Source organism: Streptomyces sp. NBC_00691 (assembly GCF_036226665.1).
Taxonomy (GTDB): Bacteria; Actinomycetota; Actinomycetes; order Streptomycetales; family Streptomycetaceae; genus Streptomyces.
Map to the genome: position 1 here is coordinate 122868 of NZ_CP109007.1, position 16288 is coordinate 139155.

A 16288-nucleotide genomic window follows, 5' to 3' on the forward strand; every position below is an offset into this window, starting at 1 on the left:
GTGGACCTGCCGGAAGTGCACGTCGTGCGACTCAATCTCCGGCTCCAGAGCACTCAGCACCGTGACTACTCCTCCAGCAGGACTTTGGTTCCTGACCTGGGGCGATGCCGGGCGGTTGGAGTACTGGGCCACGCCGCGAGCTGCGGCCGTCACCGGGAACCGCGCGGTGCCGACCGCCGTCGGCGGAGCTGGTACGTGGACCGGGAGGGACCAGGTCGCCCCCGCCGCGCATGCCGGGTCCCGAGCCGCCGAGGGCCGCCCGTAGCCTTCCTCCATGCAGACGACTCTGATGATCTACGACGGCACGGCAGCGCCCGACTCGGACGTGCCACGGACCGGAGGAGTGCCCCTGGCTCCCGAGGGGTTCACCTGGCCGATGTGCGACGACTGCTGCGGAGGGCCGCTGCAGTTCTTCGCGCATCTGCCGGTCGAGTACGGCGTGCTGTCGGTGTTCGTCTGCCAGAACGATCCGGGCGCGTGCGAGATGTGGGACGCGACCTCCGGGGCGAACCGGGTCTTCGTCTTCCCGTCCGAGGGACTGGTGCCGATGGCCCCACCCGCGGAGGGCATGACCCTGCTGCCCGCGGTCTCGGGGGTCACGACCCGGGTCGTGACCCCCGAGCCCGACGACGGCGACGAAGGTGTCCCGCCCGACGCGTACGACCTTGCCCGTTCAGGGTGGGCGCGGGAGCCCGGCGAGCGGTTCGGGAAGCAGCGTGAGGTGCTCGGATCGCTGGGCGGCAGCCCCTCCTATCTTGAGGACGACCGCTTGCCCGCGTGCCCCTCGTGCTCCGGGGCGACGGAGTTCGCGGCACACCTCGAGGAGGGGATCGACGCACGGTCGGCCATGAACCTCGGCGGCCAACTGGGCTACGTCTTCGTCTGCCGCCCCTGCTCCAAGGGCGCCTTCCTCACCGACTGAGCGCGCCCCTGGGCCGGACCTCCCGAAGGAAGGGAGGTGCTGGCCGGGCGGCTGGAGTGCTAGGGAGCTGTGAGTTCGACGACGACGTCGTACAACCCGGGGTTCGGCGTGATCGGCTGCTTGGTCCGCTCTCGTGCAGCCTGCGTGCGCGACGCGAAGTCGGGGTCGGCGGTTGCGGCCTCCCATGCCTCCTGGCTCTCCCAGTGGGAGACGTTGACGAGCTGGAAGCGGCAGCTGGAGGAACGGGCCCTGTGCATACGGGAGTCGATGAAGCCCGGCTTGTCCCGCATAAGCCGGGCCCGCTGCTCCCACTTCACGACGAACTCGTCGAGCTCGGCGGCGTCGATCTCGAAGACGTTGATGAATGTGACGGACGAGTCTGATGAGTCGGGCGCCTCGGTACGCTGGGTTTCTGTGGTCATGTCGGCAGCCTAACGACGCATCCCAACTGGGCGTTGGCCGCCTCTGATCGACCGGACACGCCCTAGACCGAACGAGATGGCGCCGTTCCACATGGCTCGGGGCATCGGGTCGCGCTCCTCGGGGCCAGCCCCTTGAGTCCGACCTCAGGCCACGCAGACTGCCACCGTGATCGCATGCCCCGGCAGGCTGGACGCGGCAGGGTCCCACCTGCCCAAGGTGGGACCCGCGCTCTCCGTGGCGCGGGCTTCGACATGGACCTAGGGATCCCGGCGATTCCAATCTCAACCGCTCATCCGCCAAGCGAAGCGCTCAGTCACGTTCGGGGGCGCACGAGCTGGTGGGGGTGGCCCGCCGCAGGTCGAACTCGAGGTGCTCGATGTCCGTGAAGCGGACCTCTTCCATGGAGCCGGCGCGGCGGCCGCCGTCCTGGAAGTACGCCTTGAGTCCGCAGCAGGCGGCAGGCCGTGTCGATGGCCGTGGAGGCGGGCCGTTCGACTGGTCGCGGGGGCATCAAAGCCTGTTCCGGACCACGGGGCCGGGATGTCGCACAAGGGGCGGCACCCTGCTGCGGAGGGGTGCCGCCCTAGGGTTGGCGCCGGTTCTGCTCAGGCGGCGCGACGGGTCTTGCGGCGGCGTACCGCGACGGTGATGCCACCACCGGCGACGATCAGCGCGGTGGCCGCACCACCGATGGCCGCAGTGTTGTCGTTCGTACCGGTCTCGGCGAGGTCGGAGTCTTCGGCCGCAGTCGGCTGGGCGCTGTTGGTCTTCATGGTCTTGTGGATCCAGCCCGTGTAGGCGGGTGCGCTGGTGTAGAGGCCAGGGCCCTGCGAGCACGGCACCTTGGGGGCGCCGGGTCCCGAGGTGACGCCGATCAGCTCCCAGCGGCCGTCCCGGCCCTTTTGGACCTGCGGTCCGCCGGAGTCCCCGAAGCACGCCATGGCCTTGGGCACGGTGGTGGTGGTGCACAGCCGGGTCCGGTCGGCGTAGCCGGGCGCACACTCGGACTCGGCGCCCCTGCGGGTGTTCAGCTCCTGCAGCCGGATGGGGAAGTCGAACTCGGTGTCCACGGTGGTGCCGAAGCCCAGGAGTCGGGTCGGCGTGCCGGGCTGGCCGACCTTCTCTGCGATCTTGATGGGTTGCTGGGTGACCGGTCGGTCCAGGCGTATCAGCGCGATGTCGTTCTCGTTGGCGGCCTTGCCGTCGCCGCTCACGAAGCTGGGGTGAACGAAGGTCTGGTCAATCCTTCGGACGGTGCCGCCGGACTTGCGGTGGTCGCTGCCGACCCGCACGATGCCGTCCAGCTCGAGGCCGTCGCCCTTCACACAGTGCGCCGCCGTCAGGACCCACTGCTGATCGATCAGCGACGCCCCGCAGTTCCCGTCGAGAAGGCCGTGCTTCGGGGCGGACTCCGGGATGGTCGCCATGAAGGGGTAATTCTCGGTGGAGTCGGACCCGTTGACAATGGCTCCGGCGCTGCCAGCCATGACGGTGGCGCAGGCCGCGGCGGCGAGAACGCCGACGGCTGTGGTCTGGGCGGTACGGCGGCGCAGCGGCGTGAAGCTGAACACAGTTGGTTCCTTGATGCTCGGTGGATCCTTTACGCATGCAGCCTCGTCGTTCGCGGCGTGCTGGACCATCCGGGTACCGGGCCGGTCGATGCTGTGGTTAGCCCCTGTCCTGAGCTGGGGAAAGTGCGCGCGAACAGAATCACCACCGGTGGCCTCGAACCGGTGCTTCGCCGTTACCAGTCCGCGGGGTGCCTGTCCGGTAGGTCGGGTGCTTGGACGGCGGGTACTCGCGCGCAGAGGAGGGCGACATGATCGTTGTTGTCCGAAGGCCGGACCTCTTCGATGAGCCGTTCGCACAGGACACCGAGAGTGTGGTGGGCGGCAGCCGCGGCGTAGCGGCGGAGTCGGGCGAGACCGTGGTCGATGCCGTGCTTCCCGGACTCGATGAGCCCGTCGGTGTGCAGGAGCAAGGTCGAGCCGGGCGGCAGGTGGACGCGGTCCCGTCCCCGGCGGACGCCGGTGCCGGTGCCGGTGCCGGTGCCCAGGAGCACACTGTTCGGAGTGTGCAGGTATTCGGCGCGGCCGTCGTGGGGGAGCAGCAGGGGCGGCGGATGGCCGACGTTGGTCCACTCCCAGACCCCAGCCGGTTTGCGAAGAGAAGGCAAGGCGGCCCAGAACGAGGGTGGCCGTGGCCAGGTCGGTGGCGCGCGCCATCACCTGGTCGAGCTGACCGACCGCGTTGGGCGGGTGCGGCTCGGACCATGCCAGGGCACGGAGCATGTTGCGCAGCTGCGCCATGCGGGCGGCCGCCTCCAGATCGTGGCCGGCGACATCGCCGATGACCAGGCCGATTGTACCGTCCAGAAGCGGGAACGCGTCGTACCAGTCGCGTCCGACCTGTGAGACGTCGGGCGCAGGCAGGTAACTCGCATGCAGCTCGACCCCTGGTGCATCGGGCAGGCGAGGCAGGACAACGACACCGCCTTCTCTGTAGTCGTCCGCCACTGGGAGCACCGATCCGGCGCCCGTGTCATCGCGGTCGGCTTCTCCGCTCTGCACCTCAGCGTCGCCGCACCGCCGATGAACGCTGGATCACGCCCGCACTGATGGACGGGCCGGAGTCGTCGACGGCGGTGTTGCGAGACGGCTCGTTCTGGCCCGGGCCCCTGGGTATCGACCAGCCGCACCCCGGTCACATGCTTGCCGCAGCGTCCGATCTGCTGGCAACCAGGGGCCGCACTTGAGCCAGCAGCAGCTCCAGGAAACGCTCAGGCCGTCGGAGCGCTGCGAAATGGCTGCAGTCCTCGATCAGCGCGAAGCCCTTGACGGGCGCCTGAACGTCGTCGTAGAAGCCGCGGGCGAGCTCCGGCGATGTGAGAACGTCCTTCTCGCCCTGGAAGAGGAAGAACGGGATCTCGAACTCCGTGCCGTCCGCCCAGTCGTCGAACCCGGACGTGCCCACGGTGATCTGCTCCGAGAAGGTCATGCCCTTGACGAAGTGCCCGAGCTCGCGCAGCGAGTGCAGCGGCGAGAACCACAGGGACCCCATGACGACCTTCTTCATCGTGTCCAGGGTCAGCGGGTCGCTGGTGGCCAGCAGCTTGGCGTGCAGCGCGCGCTCGCGGGCGGTCCACTGGTGCTCATCGGGGTCCAGCGCCTCGACTGCCGCCAGTTCCTTACGCTTTCCGGTCGCACGCAGCCGACTGAGCAGGGCCTGGCGTACGGAGTCGTCGCGGCCGGCGTCGTGGATGTTCTGGTCGGTGCCGACGTACGCGGAGTAGCGCTCGGGGAACTCGCGGGCGAGTCGCAGGCCGAAGGCGCTGCCGTAGGAGTGGCCGAGCAGGACGACCTTGTCGACGCCCAGTCGGGTGCGTATGTGGTCGGTGACTTCTATCGCGTCCGCGTAGATCCGGTCGAAGGTCATCTCGCCCTGTCCGTCGGAGCCGTTGCGGCCGAAGGTCTTGAGGGCGCCGCGCATGTCCCAGCGGACGATCGTGAAGTGCTTCTCCCAGGGTCTGGTCCGAGGCCCGAAGATCGCGGTCGAGGCTCCAGGGCCCCCGTGCAGCTCCAGGACGACCGGGTTGGCCAGGTCCTCGCCTCGGACCGAGATCCACTGGTCGATGCCGCCGACGCGGACGAAGCCCTGCTCGTCGATGCCGTCCCGGGTGCCGATCTTCATCAGGGAGGCGTTGCGGGAGCGCTTCAGGGCCCGGTAGCCGAGGAGTCCGGCCGCGGGTGCCGCGAGGAGTGCGGCGGCAGAGGTGGCGACGATGGTGGCGATCATGACTGCTCCCCGGGTTCAGACGGTTAAACTGTATATACCGTAAGCGGTTGGCTATACGCTATAAACAGTTAGGGTTGGTCGTCAACAGGCGACGCGAGGGAGATCAGGATGGCCGCGAAGAAGCCCGGGTCGGCGAACGGGCAGGAGCCGCCCAAGCAGACTCAGAAGCAGGCCGGTGCGAAGGCGAGTTTCGCGCTGCTCTGGGGCGAGCAGGAGCCGCCGAGCCGGGGCCCGAAGCCCTCGCTCACCGCGGGCCGGATCGCCGAGGCGGCCATCCGGATCGCCGACAAGGAGGGGCTGGACGCGGCCTCACTGGCGCGGGTCGCCAAGGAATTCGGCGTCACCGCGATGGCGCTCTACCGGTACGTTCCCGGCAAGGCGGAGCTCCTCGACCTGATGGTCGACCTCGCGATCGGCCCCCCGGCCCCGGTCGCGGGCATCCCCGGCGGCTGGCGCCCGCAGCTGACCGAGTGGGCCCGGCAGTGCTCGGCCGTGTACAGCCGCCACCCGTGGATCCTGGCGGCCACCGGCATGCGCCGTCAGATCATGGGCCCCTATCAACTCGGCTGGCTGGAGACGGCGTTGGCCGCGCTGGCCGGCACCGGCCTGTCGGCCGCCCAGCAGCACGACACGTTCCTGCTGCTCGTAGGCCATATCCGCAACACCGCCCAGCAGTACGTGGACCACGACGAGGCGGCGAACACGGAGTGGGCACAGCTCACAGCCGACGTCCTGGAGCGCCACGCGGACCGCTTCCCCGCGCTCACGTCGGCGATCGCGGAGGGCGCCTTCGCACCACAGGGCGGGGACCCGCTGGACTTCGGCCTGGAGCGGATCCTGGACGGGGTAGCCGCCCTGATCCCCTAGCGAGCTGCTCCGTAGATGCCAGTCAGACACTCACCGACCGAGTGATCGTCACGCTTCTGCATCCCGCTCCCACGTTTGCCCAGTTGGTTCACCTCGAGAACCAACTGGGCCGGAGAGAGACGCCGACGTCCAGTGCCACGGGTAGGTGTTCACGTATGCGACGAACGCCGTGACCGTGTTCTCCCAGCCCTCCACCGTCGTCCGGGCCAGATTCCGCGCGAGCTGCTGGTCTGCGAACCCGGTCGGCATCGCGGTGAAGACCTGTTCCTCCGGACACAGCAGCGCGACTCCGTCCACCAGGTGCAGCCGTGCCGCACCCGGGATCGACCCGTTGAACCCCATCGGTCCACACCCTCCGTCACTCGCGTCGTATGCGACAAAGCCGCATCTGATGCGAGTCGGAGGGCAAGCCGCAGGTCAGTCAGCCGGACGAGTGACACCGACCGGCGTCATCGTCGTGTCCGTCGCCACCGTCGCCGCTAGTAGGCCGGGCAAGGCCCGTGGTCGACATGCTGGTCGACGCTGTTGCCCACGACGATTCGCGAACCGTCGCGAGTTCGCATCGGATGCGATTGGCGATGCTTGGAACATCGGTACAGCGCTTGGCGCTGAGATTGATCATGGTTGTCGAGGAGCTGTCCGTCCGACCGTGCATGGAGCCAGACCGCTTGGGCTGCCCGCCGCTGATCGGATAGCCTCCGCAAGATCGGCGAACGGCAGCCCTTCGCCGACTCCCCGCTATACGCCGTGATGCTCCGCGGCCTCTGAGCCGGAGAGATCGAAGCGCCCGCCCGGTGCAACGTGCGACGGCTTCCCGGGCGGGCTCTACCCCCATCGTCGGTCAGGGCGACCCCGCCCGCCTGCCAGGACGCTGTGAGGGGCGAACTTCGTGGGCATGGTGACTCTATTCACGGGTCGTCCACCGTCCGTGAAGCGGCCGCTTCGATACCTGATGCCCGCAGCTTCCGCGCCATGAGCTCCATCTCCGGCAGGGTCCCTGAGTACTGCCCGGTCAAGACCTTCTCCAGCACGGCCCGGACACCGTCCGGGCCGATGCCGAGTTCCGCCCGCAGCACCCGCATGATGGCGGCATTCCTCGTCGACGGGGCTACCCACAACCGTGCCCGCCCGTGCTCGGAGAGCAGTCGACCACGCAGTTCCTCCGGCAGGTCGCCGCCACACACAGCCAGGGCGAACCCGCAGGCCGGACACGTCGACTCGACATCCCACCGCAGTGCCTCGCCCACCAGTGCCTGAACACCGCACCACTCCGCCTCGGCACCGCACCCCTGGCACACGGCGGAGTACCTGATGGACTCCGTCAAGATCGACTTTTCCACAATCCCACCACCTCAAAGCGGAGAGGTCAGACGGCAGCCGGCGAACGTCTTTCCGCGCCGCCTCACATGTGCGAGACCACCGCCGTCCACTGCATCGCGGCACCATGACGGCTGTGCCCGGGCAGACCGTCTCCGCGGTCTGCCCGGGCACATGGCGGAGCGGGACCGGTCCGGCCCCGGCAGGTAGCCGACCGGCCGTTCTGGGGCGGATCAGAAGGCGGTGGTGCCTTCCAGGGCCCACCAGGACCAGTTGTAGTTGTCGACCTTGCGCAGACTGCCGGTGGCGAGCCCCTGGTACTCGTAGAGTCGGCCACTGACCGACCCCTGCAGGTCGGGGCGTCCATCGCCGGAGGTGTCGCCGACGGCGAAGATGTGTTCCATGGAGTTCCAGCCGCCCGTGCCGATGAGCTTGCGGGCACCGAGCGTCCGGGTCGACGTGCCGGGGTAGAGCCACAGCTTGCCGGTGGCCTTCTCCCGGGCGATGAGGTCAGCGCGGCTGTCCCCGGTCATGTCGCCGGCGCCGACGAGGGCGTTCAAGCTGTTCCAGCCGCCGGCGCCGATGAGCTTGCGCGCGCCGAGGCCTCCGGAAGCCGTTCCGGGGTAGAGCCAGAGCCTGCCGGTGGCCTTCTCCACTGCAAGGAGGTCGGAGCGGCCGTCGCCGGACAGGTCACCAAACGCGGCAAGCTGGCCCAGAGAGTTCCAGCCACCGCTGCCGATGAGCTTGCGCGCACCGAAGCCCCCGCTGCCAGTGCCCGGGTAGAGCCACAGCTTGCCGGTGGCCTTCTCCCGGGCGATCACGTCCTCGCGGCCGTCACGGCTGAAGTCACCGTGCCGTACGAGGGCGTCGAACGCCTTCCAGCCGCCCGAGCCAACCAGACGCCCGGTACCGTTGCCGGACATGAACCATAGTCGCCCGGCCGCGTCGCGCAGAATCGCGTCCGCCCGCCGGTCGCCGTTCATGTCGCCGAATTCGCCCGTCCTTGGGGACGCCACCGCTACCCACTGGGGATACGGCTCCGCCTCACACTCGCGCAGCGTGGGCACGAGCTTGATGGAGCTGATCTCAGCGCTACCGCCGGAGGTCGGATAGGACTGGGCAGGTTCATCCCATGAGTACCCGCCCGAAAGCCCGTAGTTCTGCTGGTCGTACATGCAGACGTTCAAGCCGGTGCGGTTGAATCGCATCCGGATCTTGTTGTCCCAGCTCCCCAGCGTGGGCACGCTCGTCCTCGTCTTGAACATCGCGCCCGTACCGGCGTCGTTTGCCCAGGCACAGAAGTAGCCCTTGGGGCAGTCGCTGATCGCCGCCTGCGCGGGCGCCGCGCCCGCCGCGAGCAGCCCCAGCGATGTGAGCCCCAGCGTCGTGGCCAACGCGGCCGCGCGCTGAAGCAGAGTGTTGCGCATGGATTCCCTCCCTTACGCGGCACGGAGAAGAGTCTCGACGTGCCGCGCCAGGAAGATATCCCAGCCTTGGGACAGCCGATCAAGCAGCTCGGAGGTCGTCACCGAATTCGAGGCCGCACCCTCCGCCAGTCAGCGACTGGGCACGGCCCCAGCTCCGAATACCGCGCACATGGAATGACGCTCCCCGCCAGCCGGCGCCAGCGCCTGGACCGCAGCCCGGCGTGAGGCATACGCGAACGACCAAGACGCGGCCGCGAGTCTTGTCGCCGGCCGGCGGTGCGAGCCAGCAGCAGGAGCTTGAGCGGACTGGTGCCGGGGTGCTCGACGGCGGCGTCGACGAGCGCGCCGAGCTGGGCGGGGCGGTCTCAGCGTAGTCGAGGACGACCAGCAGCGGCTTCGCTGCCCGCCGGACCTCCAGCAACTGGGATGCCTCGGCGTTGGCGTGTGGCCACGGCACGGTCCAGCCGACGGTGGTGAGCCGGTGGCCGAGGTGGTGGGCGAGGCGCGTCTTGCCCTGCCCGCCGGGGCCGTGCAGAAGCCATGCCCCGAAGCCGTCCCGACCGCACCACGCCTACAGGTCGTGGAGCAGTTTCTCGCGGCCGTGGAAGGGAACGGTCTACCGGCCGGCCTCCAGCAGTGCCGCGGGCGTCACCGGGGCGCGCCGGACGGCGGCGTGGATGGTGGGGTCGGCGATGTCCTGGAACTCCACCGCCTCCAGCCCGCCCGCCGTGCCGCCACCGTGCTGCGCGAGGGCGGTGCGTAAATCTTCGTCGTGGTGCAGGACGTAAGCGGGTACGAGGCTCAGGCGGCCGTGGGCGTAGTTCGTCCGGTCCGAGGCGACGACACCGGTCAGGTATCGGTCGCAGAACACCGCCGCCCCCGATCATCCGCCCCAGGGCGATGTCCCGGCATCCGGCCACCCCACGCCGGGGGTGCGCAGGTCCATGACGTACTGGTTGCCTAGGAAACCGCTGCCCGGATTCACCTCCCCGCCCAGCTGGACGGCCTCCACCGGCTGGGCCTTGCGCTGGGCCTCGTCCGGAACTCCCCAGGTCTCGCACGGCATGCCGGGGCGCTTCGTGTCCGGCCGCCCCCGCACCACCGGCACGGTCGGCGGCTGCCAGTGCGGCGAGTCGTCGACGAGGACGAGCGCCGCGTCATCCCGCCCGCCGGGCGTCCCCGCCCACACCACCGTCCCACCCGCATACCCCGAACCGGCCTCCCGGCCTGATTCCGCCCCCGAACCGGGCTTCGAACTCTTCGGCCCGGTCATCCCCGCCACCCGCAACTGCTCCACGCCTGCCCCTCCCCGGTCCCTGCCGCCTCGCCCCGGATCCGGCAATGTCGGCCGGACCCGGGGCACTGTCAGTCCGGGATGCGCCCCGACACGTCACCAGGCCCTTCCGGGCGCTCCTGCGCGGAGTGGACGAGCAGGTCAGTGCCGTTGGGACGCTTTGGCTGAGGGTGAAGGAGACCTGGTGGGTGCGGCCACGGGAGATGCCGGCCTCCAGCTCGGCGCCGACCGCCCACAGCTTGAACTTTCCCTTCGCCTTCGCGTCCGCGCAGCTCGACCGCGAACACCCCCCCGGGCCATCGCCCGCCCTCGCGGCGGCTTCGAGCAGTTCGTCGCGCACCGCCGCGACCGCGTCAGCCAGCGGAACATCCATCGGATCTACCCCCTCGTCAAGTACCTGATCTACAGTCAGGCCGATGCGAACACCGCAGGGGGCCGCGGGGGTGCTTCACAGCAACACCCGACTTCGGCCGGTGCGCCCGTTCAGCGGGACATGGAGCGAGTGCGAGATGCGCCGCCACGACCACACGGGTTCTTAGTCAGTCATGCCGACGGTCGTACGGAGCGCGGCACCCGCGCTGCAGGCCTACTGGCTACTCGGCTGCCGCAGGGGATCGCGGTCGGGTTGGGAAGGGTGTGGGGGAGCGGGCGATGACATCGGGTGTCAGGGCGGCGGGGTGGCGGCTACGGCGCAGATGAGCTTGGGGTAGGTGACGCGGTCGAGGCCGCCGCCGAGCCGGGAGACGAGTACGGGGCCGGTTGTCTCGCTGGAATGCGGGGGCTTCCATGTACGTACGGGTAGGTAGGCGTCGAGGGCCCAGGCGCTGATGTTGATGGCGGTGAACTCCCAGATCCGGCGGCCGATGGGCAACGAGTGTCGGCGTACTCGCTTGGGTCTTGCCGACTCCGGTTGGCCCGAGGAGGGCCGCGTTGGCCTTGGCCTCCACGAACGACAGGGTCGCGAGGTCCTTGATCTTGCGCGGGTCGATTCCCGGCTGGAAGGAGAAGTCGTACTCGTCCAGTGTCTTGTGGTGTGGGAGCCGGGAGAGCCGCAGGCCGTGGCGTAAGCGGCGGTCGTCGCGGAAAGCCGGTTCCTCGGAAAGGACCAGGTCCAGGAAGTCACGGTCGGCGGCCGACCTCGGCGCGGGTGGCCGCGGCCCGGTTCAGCAGGGCCTGCAGCGATCCGACTTCTCTCCTACTTGGACCCTCGCGGCGGGGTTGGGCGGGGACGTCGCCGGTGGTGGTCCGGGGTCCCTTGCCGGTGGGCAGGCCGTCCCAATGTGTCTCGTCGACGACGCGGACTCCGCGGCCGAGGGCCCGCGGGTGTATGGCCAGCAGCGTCTCCCCGCCCCCGACCATTGCCTACGCCGTCGAACTCGGATACACAGTCCAGCCGCTCGAGGGCTGGCTGCGCCCGGACGCGGGCCGCTGCCTGGTGTCGGCGTACAAGTGGTCGCGTACCAGGCCGGACCTTCGGGGCGCTCGCCGTACGGGGTGAACGGGCTGGGCAGCAGGTCGCCGCGCAGGTCGGTCCAGTTCTTGCCGACCATGACGCGGTCGAGGTCGACGTGGGATAGGTCGACCAGCCAGGAGCCGCGCACCTTGGGGTCGAAGACAGGGTTGGCCGTGTGGACGGGCGGGGTTGCCAGACCGACGACCGCGCCGTTTGGCGGCGGCGAAAGCCATGTCGGCAGGCAGTCATCACGGCGGCCGCGCTGCGCGACGCTGGTCTGCGCCTTCAAGCGGCCCGGCTTCACGCGGCTCGTACCCACAAGGGGCGTCCGGCCCCGCCGGATGCCCCTGCCGCACCACTACCAGGCGACGACACGGGGGCCTCCGACGAGCGTAGTCGGCTCCTGCTCGCCGCCGACTATCTGGACCATCCTCTCGTCGTCTCGGCGCTGCAGGGGCTGAGGTCCAGGGGCGCCTACTCTCCGCAGACCCCGGGTGACCGCGCGGTAGTGTCCTGAAAACCGACGCGACGTACGGCGTTACCGACAGCTTTTGAGGCTCGGCCATCGTGCCGGGTTGGGGGGTTCATGTGAGGCGCGCCATCGTCATGGGCGGAAGCTACGCCGGGCTGTTCGCGGCCCGCGTGCTGAGCGACTACGCCGAGGACGTCGTGGTGATGGAGCCCGACGTCATAGGGGACGACGGCCTCGGCAGGCGTACCCCCCAGCGGCACCAGCTCCATGCCCTGCTGTCCATGGGGCACACGCAGCTCGAACGCTGGTTCCCAGGCATCACCGCTGGCCTGGTCGCGGGCGGCGCTCGCCTCGGCGAGGGTGACGACGTTCAGTTCTACCTGGACGGACGTCTCAAGGCCCCCGTCGCAGGGGCGCGCATGCTGGGTGTCACGCGGCCGTTTCTGGAGCACCACCTCCGCCGGCGGGTGGAGGACCTTGAGAACGTGCGGTTCATCCAGACGCAGGTCGCCGACCTGGTGCTCCAGGGCGACCGCGTGACCGGGGTGGTCACGGCGGCGCCCGAGAGCGGCGGTGGCGAGGGTGAGACGCTCGCTGCCGAGTTCGTGGTGGACGCGATGGGACGGAACAGCCCTGTGGAGGGCTGGCTGGCCCGGCACGGCTGGGAGAGCGCACCCGTCGACAGCATGCGGATCGACCTCGGGTACGCCACCGCCGCGTTCCACCGCGGCGATGAGCTGGGCAGCACGGTCATCGCTCACTCCAGCCCGGGGCCCGCAAGCGGCTACCAGCCCACGCTGACCGAGCCCGGCGCCCTTGCCGCGGTGGAAGGCGAGCGCTGGTCGGTCGTGCTGGCCGGCTACGCCGACCACCGCCCCGGTCCCGACCGTGCGGAGTTCCTCCGGCGGATGCGCCGCTGCGTCGCCCCCATCCGGACGGTGGCGGACACCTCCGAGATGATCGGCGACGTCAAGACGTACCGCTTCGTCGAGAGCCGACGCCGCGTGCACTCCCGCCTCAGCCGGTTCCCCGGCGGCCTCGTCGTCGTGGGCGACGCTCTGGCCAGTGTCAACCCGGTCTACGGCCAGGGCCTGACGCTGTCGGCGTTGGAGGCCAACGCCCTCGGCTCCTACCTCCGCTCCACCCCCTATCCGCAGGCCCCGGCATGGGACTACTTCCGCCTTGCCGAAGCCGTCGTGGACGCCGCCTGGCAGCTCTCCACGGCCGCCGATCTCGCACAGCCCCACGTCACCGGCCCCTACCCCCGCGGCTACCGCGTGCAGAAGTGGGTCGCCGACAAGCTCACCGAGGCCTCCGTGGTCGACTCCGCCGTGAACGCGCAGTACATGGGAGTCGTGAACATGGAACTGCCGCCGAAGGCTTTGACCGATCCCCGGTTCCTCGCCCGGGCCGCCCGCGTGCTGCTCAGCAGCTGAGGCGGTCGGCCATGTGGGGAGGCGTTCTCGACCGCGCCGGGGTCCGGGAACCGGAAACACGCGAGGGATACACGGTGCAGGCGCGGGCGGTCCGGCGGTTCGCGCCTGCCGAGTACATGGCGGCACGGCTGCTCCTGCCGGCGCAGCTCCAGCCCGACCTGATCGTCCTGGTCGCCTTCATGCACGAGACAGACGACCAGATCGACCGCGGCAGCAGGGCCGAGCGCGAAGCGGCGCTGCACCGCTGGGGGCTGCTCGTGAGCGACGCCCTGGCGTCCGGCACGTCCTCGGACCCGCTGCTGCGGACCCTCGCGTGGACTGTCCGCCGACATCCGGCTCTGCGGAGCCGTATCAACGCGTTCCTCGACGGTGCCGCCCGGGAGGTGGCATGGGAGCAGTTCAGCTCGGAGGCCGAGGTCGGGCAGTACATCAAGGAGTACTCACTGCCCGCCCTGATGCTGTCCATGGGCCTGCTGGCGCCCCAGGGCGAACCGGAGGCGGCCGAGTTCGAGCGTGCTTGCCTGGCGCTCATCACGGCATGGCAGCGCCTCGACTTCCTGGAGGACCTGCCGGGAGACGTTCGGGAGGGCAGAGTCGGGATTTCCCACCAGCTGCTCGCCAGGCATGGTCTGACGGTCCATGACCTCCATCCGGAGTTGGCAGACACGGAGCCATTCGGGCAGCTCGTCGTCAGTGAGGTAGACGCAGCCGTCGTGCTCTTGAAGGCGGCATGGCCGATCGCAACCCTCGCGGCCGGGCCGCACCGCCCCTTTCTGCGGGCTGTTCTCCGGGTCCAGGAACTGCGCGCGGCAGCAGTGCGGAAGGCTGGGGTGTCCCTCCTGTCTAGCCCGTCCGGGCCCTCGAAGGTCAGGAGCGTAGCCGCCCTGCTTCTAGAGCTGGGGCGCCGGAGGCTCATCCGCTAGGAGTTGTCCGGCCGATCATGGTCCCGGCTGCACCCAGCAGCCTGCCCACCAGCTCGGGGTATGCGCGTGCCCGGCCGCGGGCCCGGATCCTCATCGAGCTCGCAGCCATACACACGGCGGTGATCATTGTTCATGCGGCCAGCCCGAAAGGTCGGCGACCGGTGAGGTAACCCGCAGGACAACCAACTGAGTAACCAGCCAGGCAACCGGTGGGGCAACCACGGCAGCGCGCGGCACTCGGCGCGCGGCACTCGGCGCGCGGCGCTCGGCGCTCGGCGCTCGGCGCTCGGCGCGCGGCGCTTGGCAGGAACCTGACGGTACGTCAGCATCCTGACGCACCGACCCAGGTAATGCCCAGAAGGTGGCCCTCGCAGGTCAGGCGGCTGGGTCAGGACAGCGGTGAGCACCCACCCCTTGCCCATGAGCGCCGACCCGCGACACCCCAGACGCAACCCCTGGGTTGCGTCTGGACGGTCGGCGTGCAACTCTGGGGTTGCATCCGAAAGTGACGGCGAAAGAGTGCCTCATGCGCGAGGACGACAGCACTCTCGTGGAGTTCACGTTGGCCCCGGAGGGCGACCGACGCGGCTGCGGGTCGCCGAGAGCGGGTTCGCTGCGCTGGCCGGGTCCCAGGAGCTGCGCAGTCAGAACCTGAAGGACCACCGCCAGGGCTGGCCTCTGGAACTCCACGCGCTCAAGACACGCGGCGAACAGCCCTCCACGTAACGGAAGAACGTCCCGGCGCCACCAAGGCCGTCGACAGCGTGCTCGCCGCGCTGCCCGACCCGACGCGACGTCAGAGTTCACCACGCCCCGAATGAAGGAAGCACGCTATGGATACGACGGCACTGCGCAGCGCCTACGACAGCCTGCTCGATGTGGCGGCCATCCCCGACCTCGGCGACGCGCACGACGGAGGATGGAACGCCGACCAGATCCTGGCCCATGTCCTGAGCGTCGACGCCTCGATCGCAGCCGTCGCTCTGGGCATCGTCGCCGGCTCGCGGCCCGCCTTCGACAACCGAATCTCCCTCGACACCTGGAATCTGGACCGGATCATCACCGAGCACTCAGGCCGGACGAACCTGATCGATCGTGTCCGGAATCAGGCCACGATCCTGTGCGACATCGCCGACCAACTCAACGAGGATGCCGCCTCCGTCGCAGTGCCCACGCTCCTCCTGTCCAACGACGCACTCATGCTGGACCAGCCGATTCCACTGGCAAGCCTCATTGCCGGCCTCGCCGAGAACCACGTGCCCGTGCACACGCAGCAGCTCCTCGATCTTCGCGTCGCCGTCCTGGGCACCCCTGAAGACGGCGCCTGAGTCCAACAACGGGCCCCGGTCCCCCAGTCCCCCTCGATGACCGACTGCGTGAACCGGGCCACTCCGGCGACCCCGAAACCGTCGGGGACTCCCCCAGCGACTCCAACCGGTACACGGCGGTGAATCTGCCGTTCGTCATACCCAGTCCCCTTTGCACATCTCCCAGTCGGACAGCGCTCCGCGGTGACCCCGTGTGGAGAGGACATGGGTGTGGGGCGGCAGCCCGGTGGCTGCCGCCCCACACCCGCACCGCCGCTGCGGCTGTCTCAGAGGCGGTTCGAGGGGTCGGCGTAGTAGCCGCCGACCTGGCGGTGGTAGTCCTCGTTGCCGAGGTGCCTGTCCTTCTCGAACTCAGGGGCGGCCTTGATCTGGTCCTTGGTCCAGCCGACGTAGACCTTCTCCTCCTGGACGTCGACCCGGTCGATGGTGCCCGCGGGCAGAAGGACCTCCTTGCCGAAGATCCACGGGCCCGTGTCGACCACGATGTAGGAGGAGCCGACCTCGTCGGAGTGCTTGTCGACCTTGCCGATAGAACCGTCGGCCGCCTCGACCTTGTAGCCCGTCAGGTCGGCTCCGGCCGTACGGCCGGACGTCTCGCGGTAACCCCACACATTCTCAGTCATTCGAACTT

17 protein-coding genes and 5 pseudogenes are annotated in these 16288 nt (G+C 69.4%); 7 read left to right on the plus strand and 15 right to left on the minus strand.

Annotation, left to right across the window (positions count from 1 at the left end; genetic code table 11):
* The first annotated feature begins 274 nt into the window (after positions 1-274).
* Complete coding sequence (locus tag OG392_RS00645) at positions 275-922, plus strand: hypothetical protein (RefSeq protein WP_329274247.1); 648 nt, start codon at positions 275-277, stop codon at positions 920-922.
* Between the two features lie 59 nt (positions 923-981).
* On the opposite strand, the gene OG392_RS00650 is transcribed toward OG392_RS00645, so the two are convergent.
* From OG392_RS00650 to OG392_RS37475, 4 genes and pseudogenes are all read right to left on the minus strand, one after another.
* Positions 982-1344 (minus strand): antibiotic biosynthesis monooxygenase family protein, encoded by a 363-nt coding sequence (locus tag OG392_RS00650; RefSeq protein ID WP_329274249.1) that lies wholly within the window; start codon positions 1342-1344, stop codon positions 982-984.
* Between the two features lie 606 nt (positions 1345-1950).
* Positions 1951-2916, minus strand: coding sequence for a S1 family peptidase (locus OG392_RS00655; protein WP_329274252.1), 966 nt, complete (start codon positions 2914-2916; stop codon positions 1951-1953).
* A gap of 173 nt (positions 2917-3089) precedes the next feature.
* Positions 3090-3521: a SpoIIE family protein phosphatase gene (locus OG392_RS00660; RefSeq protein ID WP_329274254.1), complete on the minus strand. Its 432-nt coding sequence runs from the start codon at positions 3519-3521 to the stop codon at positions 3090-3092.
* A gap of 43 nt (positions 3522-3564) precedes the next feature.
* Positions 3565-3870: pseudogene (locus OG392_RS37475) on the minus strand (PP2C family protein-serine/threonine phosphatase); the annotation flags it as partial.
* Here OG392_RS37475 and OG392_RS37480 point away from each other — a divergent pair.
* A complete protein-coding gene (locus OG392_RS37480; protein WP_443054641.1) occupies positions 3787-3963 on the plus strand; it encodes a DUF4253 domain-containing protein in 177 nt (58 codons plus the stop codon). The pseudogene OG392_RS37475 and the gene OG392_RS37480 overlap by 84 nt on opposite strands.
* An 85-nt stretch (positions 3964-4048) precedes the next feature.
* Here the strand turns inward: OG392_RS37480 and OG392_RS00670 are convergent, their stop codons facing one another.
* The gene (locus OG392_RS00670; RefSeq protein ID WP_329274257.1) at positions 4049-5140 is read right to left on the minus strand and encodes an alpha/beta fold hydrolase; all 1092 of its coding nucleotides are present in this window, start codon (positions 5138-5140) and stop codon (positions 4049-4051) included.
* Positions 5141-5248: 108 nt separating this feature from the next.
* Here OG392_RS00670 and OG392_RS00675 point away from each other — a divergent pair, with 108 nt between their 5' ends.
* Positions 5249-6007: a TetR/AcrR family transcriptional regulator gene (locus OG392_RS00675; protein WP_329274260.1), complete on the plus strand. Its 759-nt coding sequence runs from the start codon at positions 5249-5251 to the stop codon at positions 6005-6007.
* 48 nt (positions 6008-6055) lie between these two features.
* Here OG392_RS00675 and OG392_RS00680 read toward each other — a convergent pair whose 3' ends face one another.
* The 3 genes from OG392_RS00680 to OG392_RS00690 form a co-directional block, all read right to left on the minus strand.
* Positions 6056-6349, minus strand: a complete 294-nt coding sequence (locus tag OG392_RS00680) for a hypothetical protein (protein ID WP_329274262.1) — start codon at positions 6347-6349, stop codon at positions 6056-6058.
* A 566-nt stretch (positions 6350-6915) separates the two neighbouring features.
* Positions 6916-7254: a hypothetical protein gene (locus OG392_RS00685; RefSeq protein WP_329274264.1), complete on the minus strand. Its 339-nt coding sequence runs from the start codon at positions 7252-7254 to the stop codon at positions 6916-6918.
* A gap of 303 nt (positions 7255-7557) precedes the next feature.
* Positions 7558-8751: an FG-GAP-like repeat-containing protein gene (locus OG392_RS00690; protein ID WP_329274266.1), complete on the minus strand. Its 1194-nt coding sequence runs from the start codon at positions 8749-8751 to the stop codon at positions 7558-7560.
* A 190-nt stretch (positions 8752-8941) separates the two neighbouring features.
* On the opposite strand from OG392_RS00690, the pseudogene OG392_RS00695 reads away from it, so the two are divergent.
* A pseudogene (locus OG392_RS00695) lies at positions 8942-9019 on the plus strand (HNH endonuclease); the annotation flags it as partial.
* Between the two features lie 348 nt (positions 9020-9367).
* Here OG392_RS00695 and OG392_RS00700 read toward each other — a convergent pair.
* The 6 genes and pseudogenes from OG392_RS00700 to OG392_RS00725 all read right to left on the minus strand — a co-directional run.
* A complete protein-coding gene (locus OG392_RS00700; protein WP_329274268.1) occupies positions 9368-9622 on the minus strand; it encodes a hypothetical protein in 255 nt (84 codons plus the stop codon).
* Positions 9623-9634: 12 nt separating this feature from the next.
* The gene (locus OG392_RS00705; protein WP_329287683.1) at positions 9635-10048 is read right to left on the minus strand and encodes a hypothetical protein; all 414 of its coding nucleotides are present in this window, start codon (positions 10046-10048) and stop codon (positions 9635-9637) included.
* A gap of 208 nt (positions 10049-10256) precedes the next feature.
* Positions 10257-10418 (minus strand): annotated as a pseudogene (locus tag OG392_RS00710) (trypco2 family protein); the annotation flags it as partial.
* Positions 10419-10709: 291 nt separating this feature from the next.
* Positions 10710-10916 carry a hypothetical protein gene (locus OG392_RS00715; protein ID WP_329274270.1) on the minus strand — a complete coding sequence of 69 codons (207 nt, stop codon included), beginning with the start codon at positions 10914-10916 and terminating at the stop codon, positions 10710-10712.
* Positions 10912-11166: pseudogene (locus OG392_RS00720) on the minus strand (ATP-binding protein); the annotation flags it as partial. The gene OG392_RS00715 and the pseudogene OG392_RS00720, both read right to left, overlap by 5 nt.
* A 330-nt stretch (positions 11167-11496) precedes the next feature.
* Positions 11497-11728 (minus strand): annotated as a pseudogene (locus OG392_RS00725) (telomere-associated protein Tap); the annotation flags it as partial.
* A 376-nt stretch (positions 11729-12104) separates the two neighbouring features.
* Between OG392_RS00725 and OG392_RS00730 the strand changes: the two are divergent.
* The 3 genes from OG392_RS00730 (at position 12105) to OG392_RS00740 (ending at position 15657) form a co-directional block, all read left to right on the plus strand.
* A complete protein-coding gene (locus OG392_RS00730; RefSeq protein ID WP_329274272.1) occupies positions 12105-13406 on the plus strand; it encodes an FAD-dependent oxidoreductase in 1302 nt (433 codons plus the stop codon).
* Positions 13407-13417: 11 nt separating this feature from the next.
* Positions 13418-14329 carry a squalene/phytoene synthase family protein gene (locus OG392_RS00735; protein WP_329274274.1) on the plus strand — a complete coding sequence of 304 codons (912 nt, stop codon included), beginning with the start codon at positions 13418-13420 and terminating at the stop codon, positions 14327-14329.
* A gap of 833 nt (positions 14330-15162) precedes the next feature.
* Positions 15163-15657 carry a hypothetical protein gene (locus OG392_RS00740; RefSeq protein ID WP_329274276.1) on the plus strand — a complete coding sequence of 165 codons (495 nt, stop codon included), beginning with the start codon at positions 15163-15165 and terminating at the stop codon, positions 15655-15657.
* Positions 15658-15923: 266 nt separating this feature from the next.
* Here OG392_RS00740 and OG392_RS00745 read toward each other — a convergent pair whose 3' ends face one another.
* Positions 15924-16280 (minus strand): PRC-barrel domain containing protein, encoded by a 357-nt coding sequence (locus OG392_RS00745; protein ID WP_329274278.1) that lies wholly within the window; start codon positions 16278-16280, stop codon positions 15924-15926.
* Positions 16281-16288 lie beyond the last annotated feature (8 nt).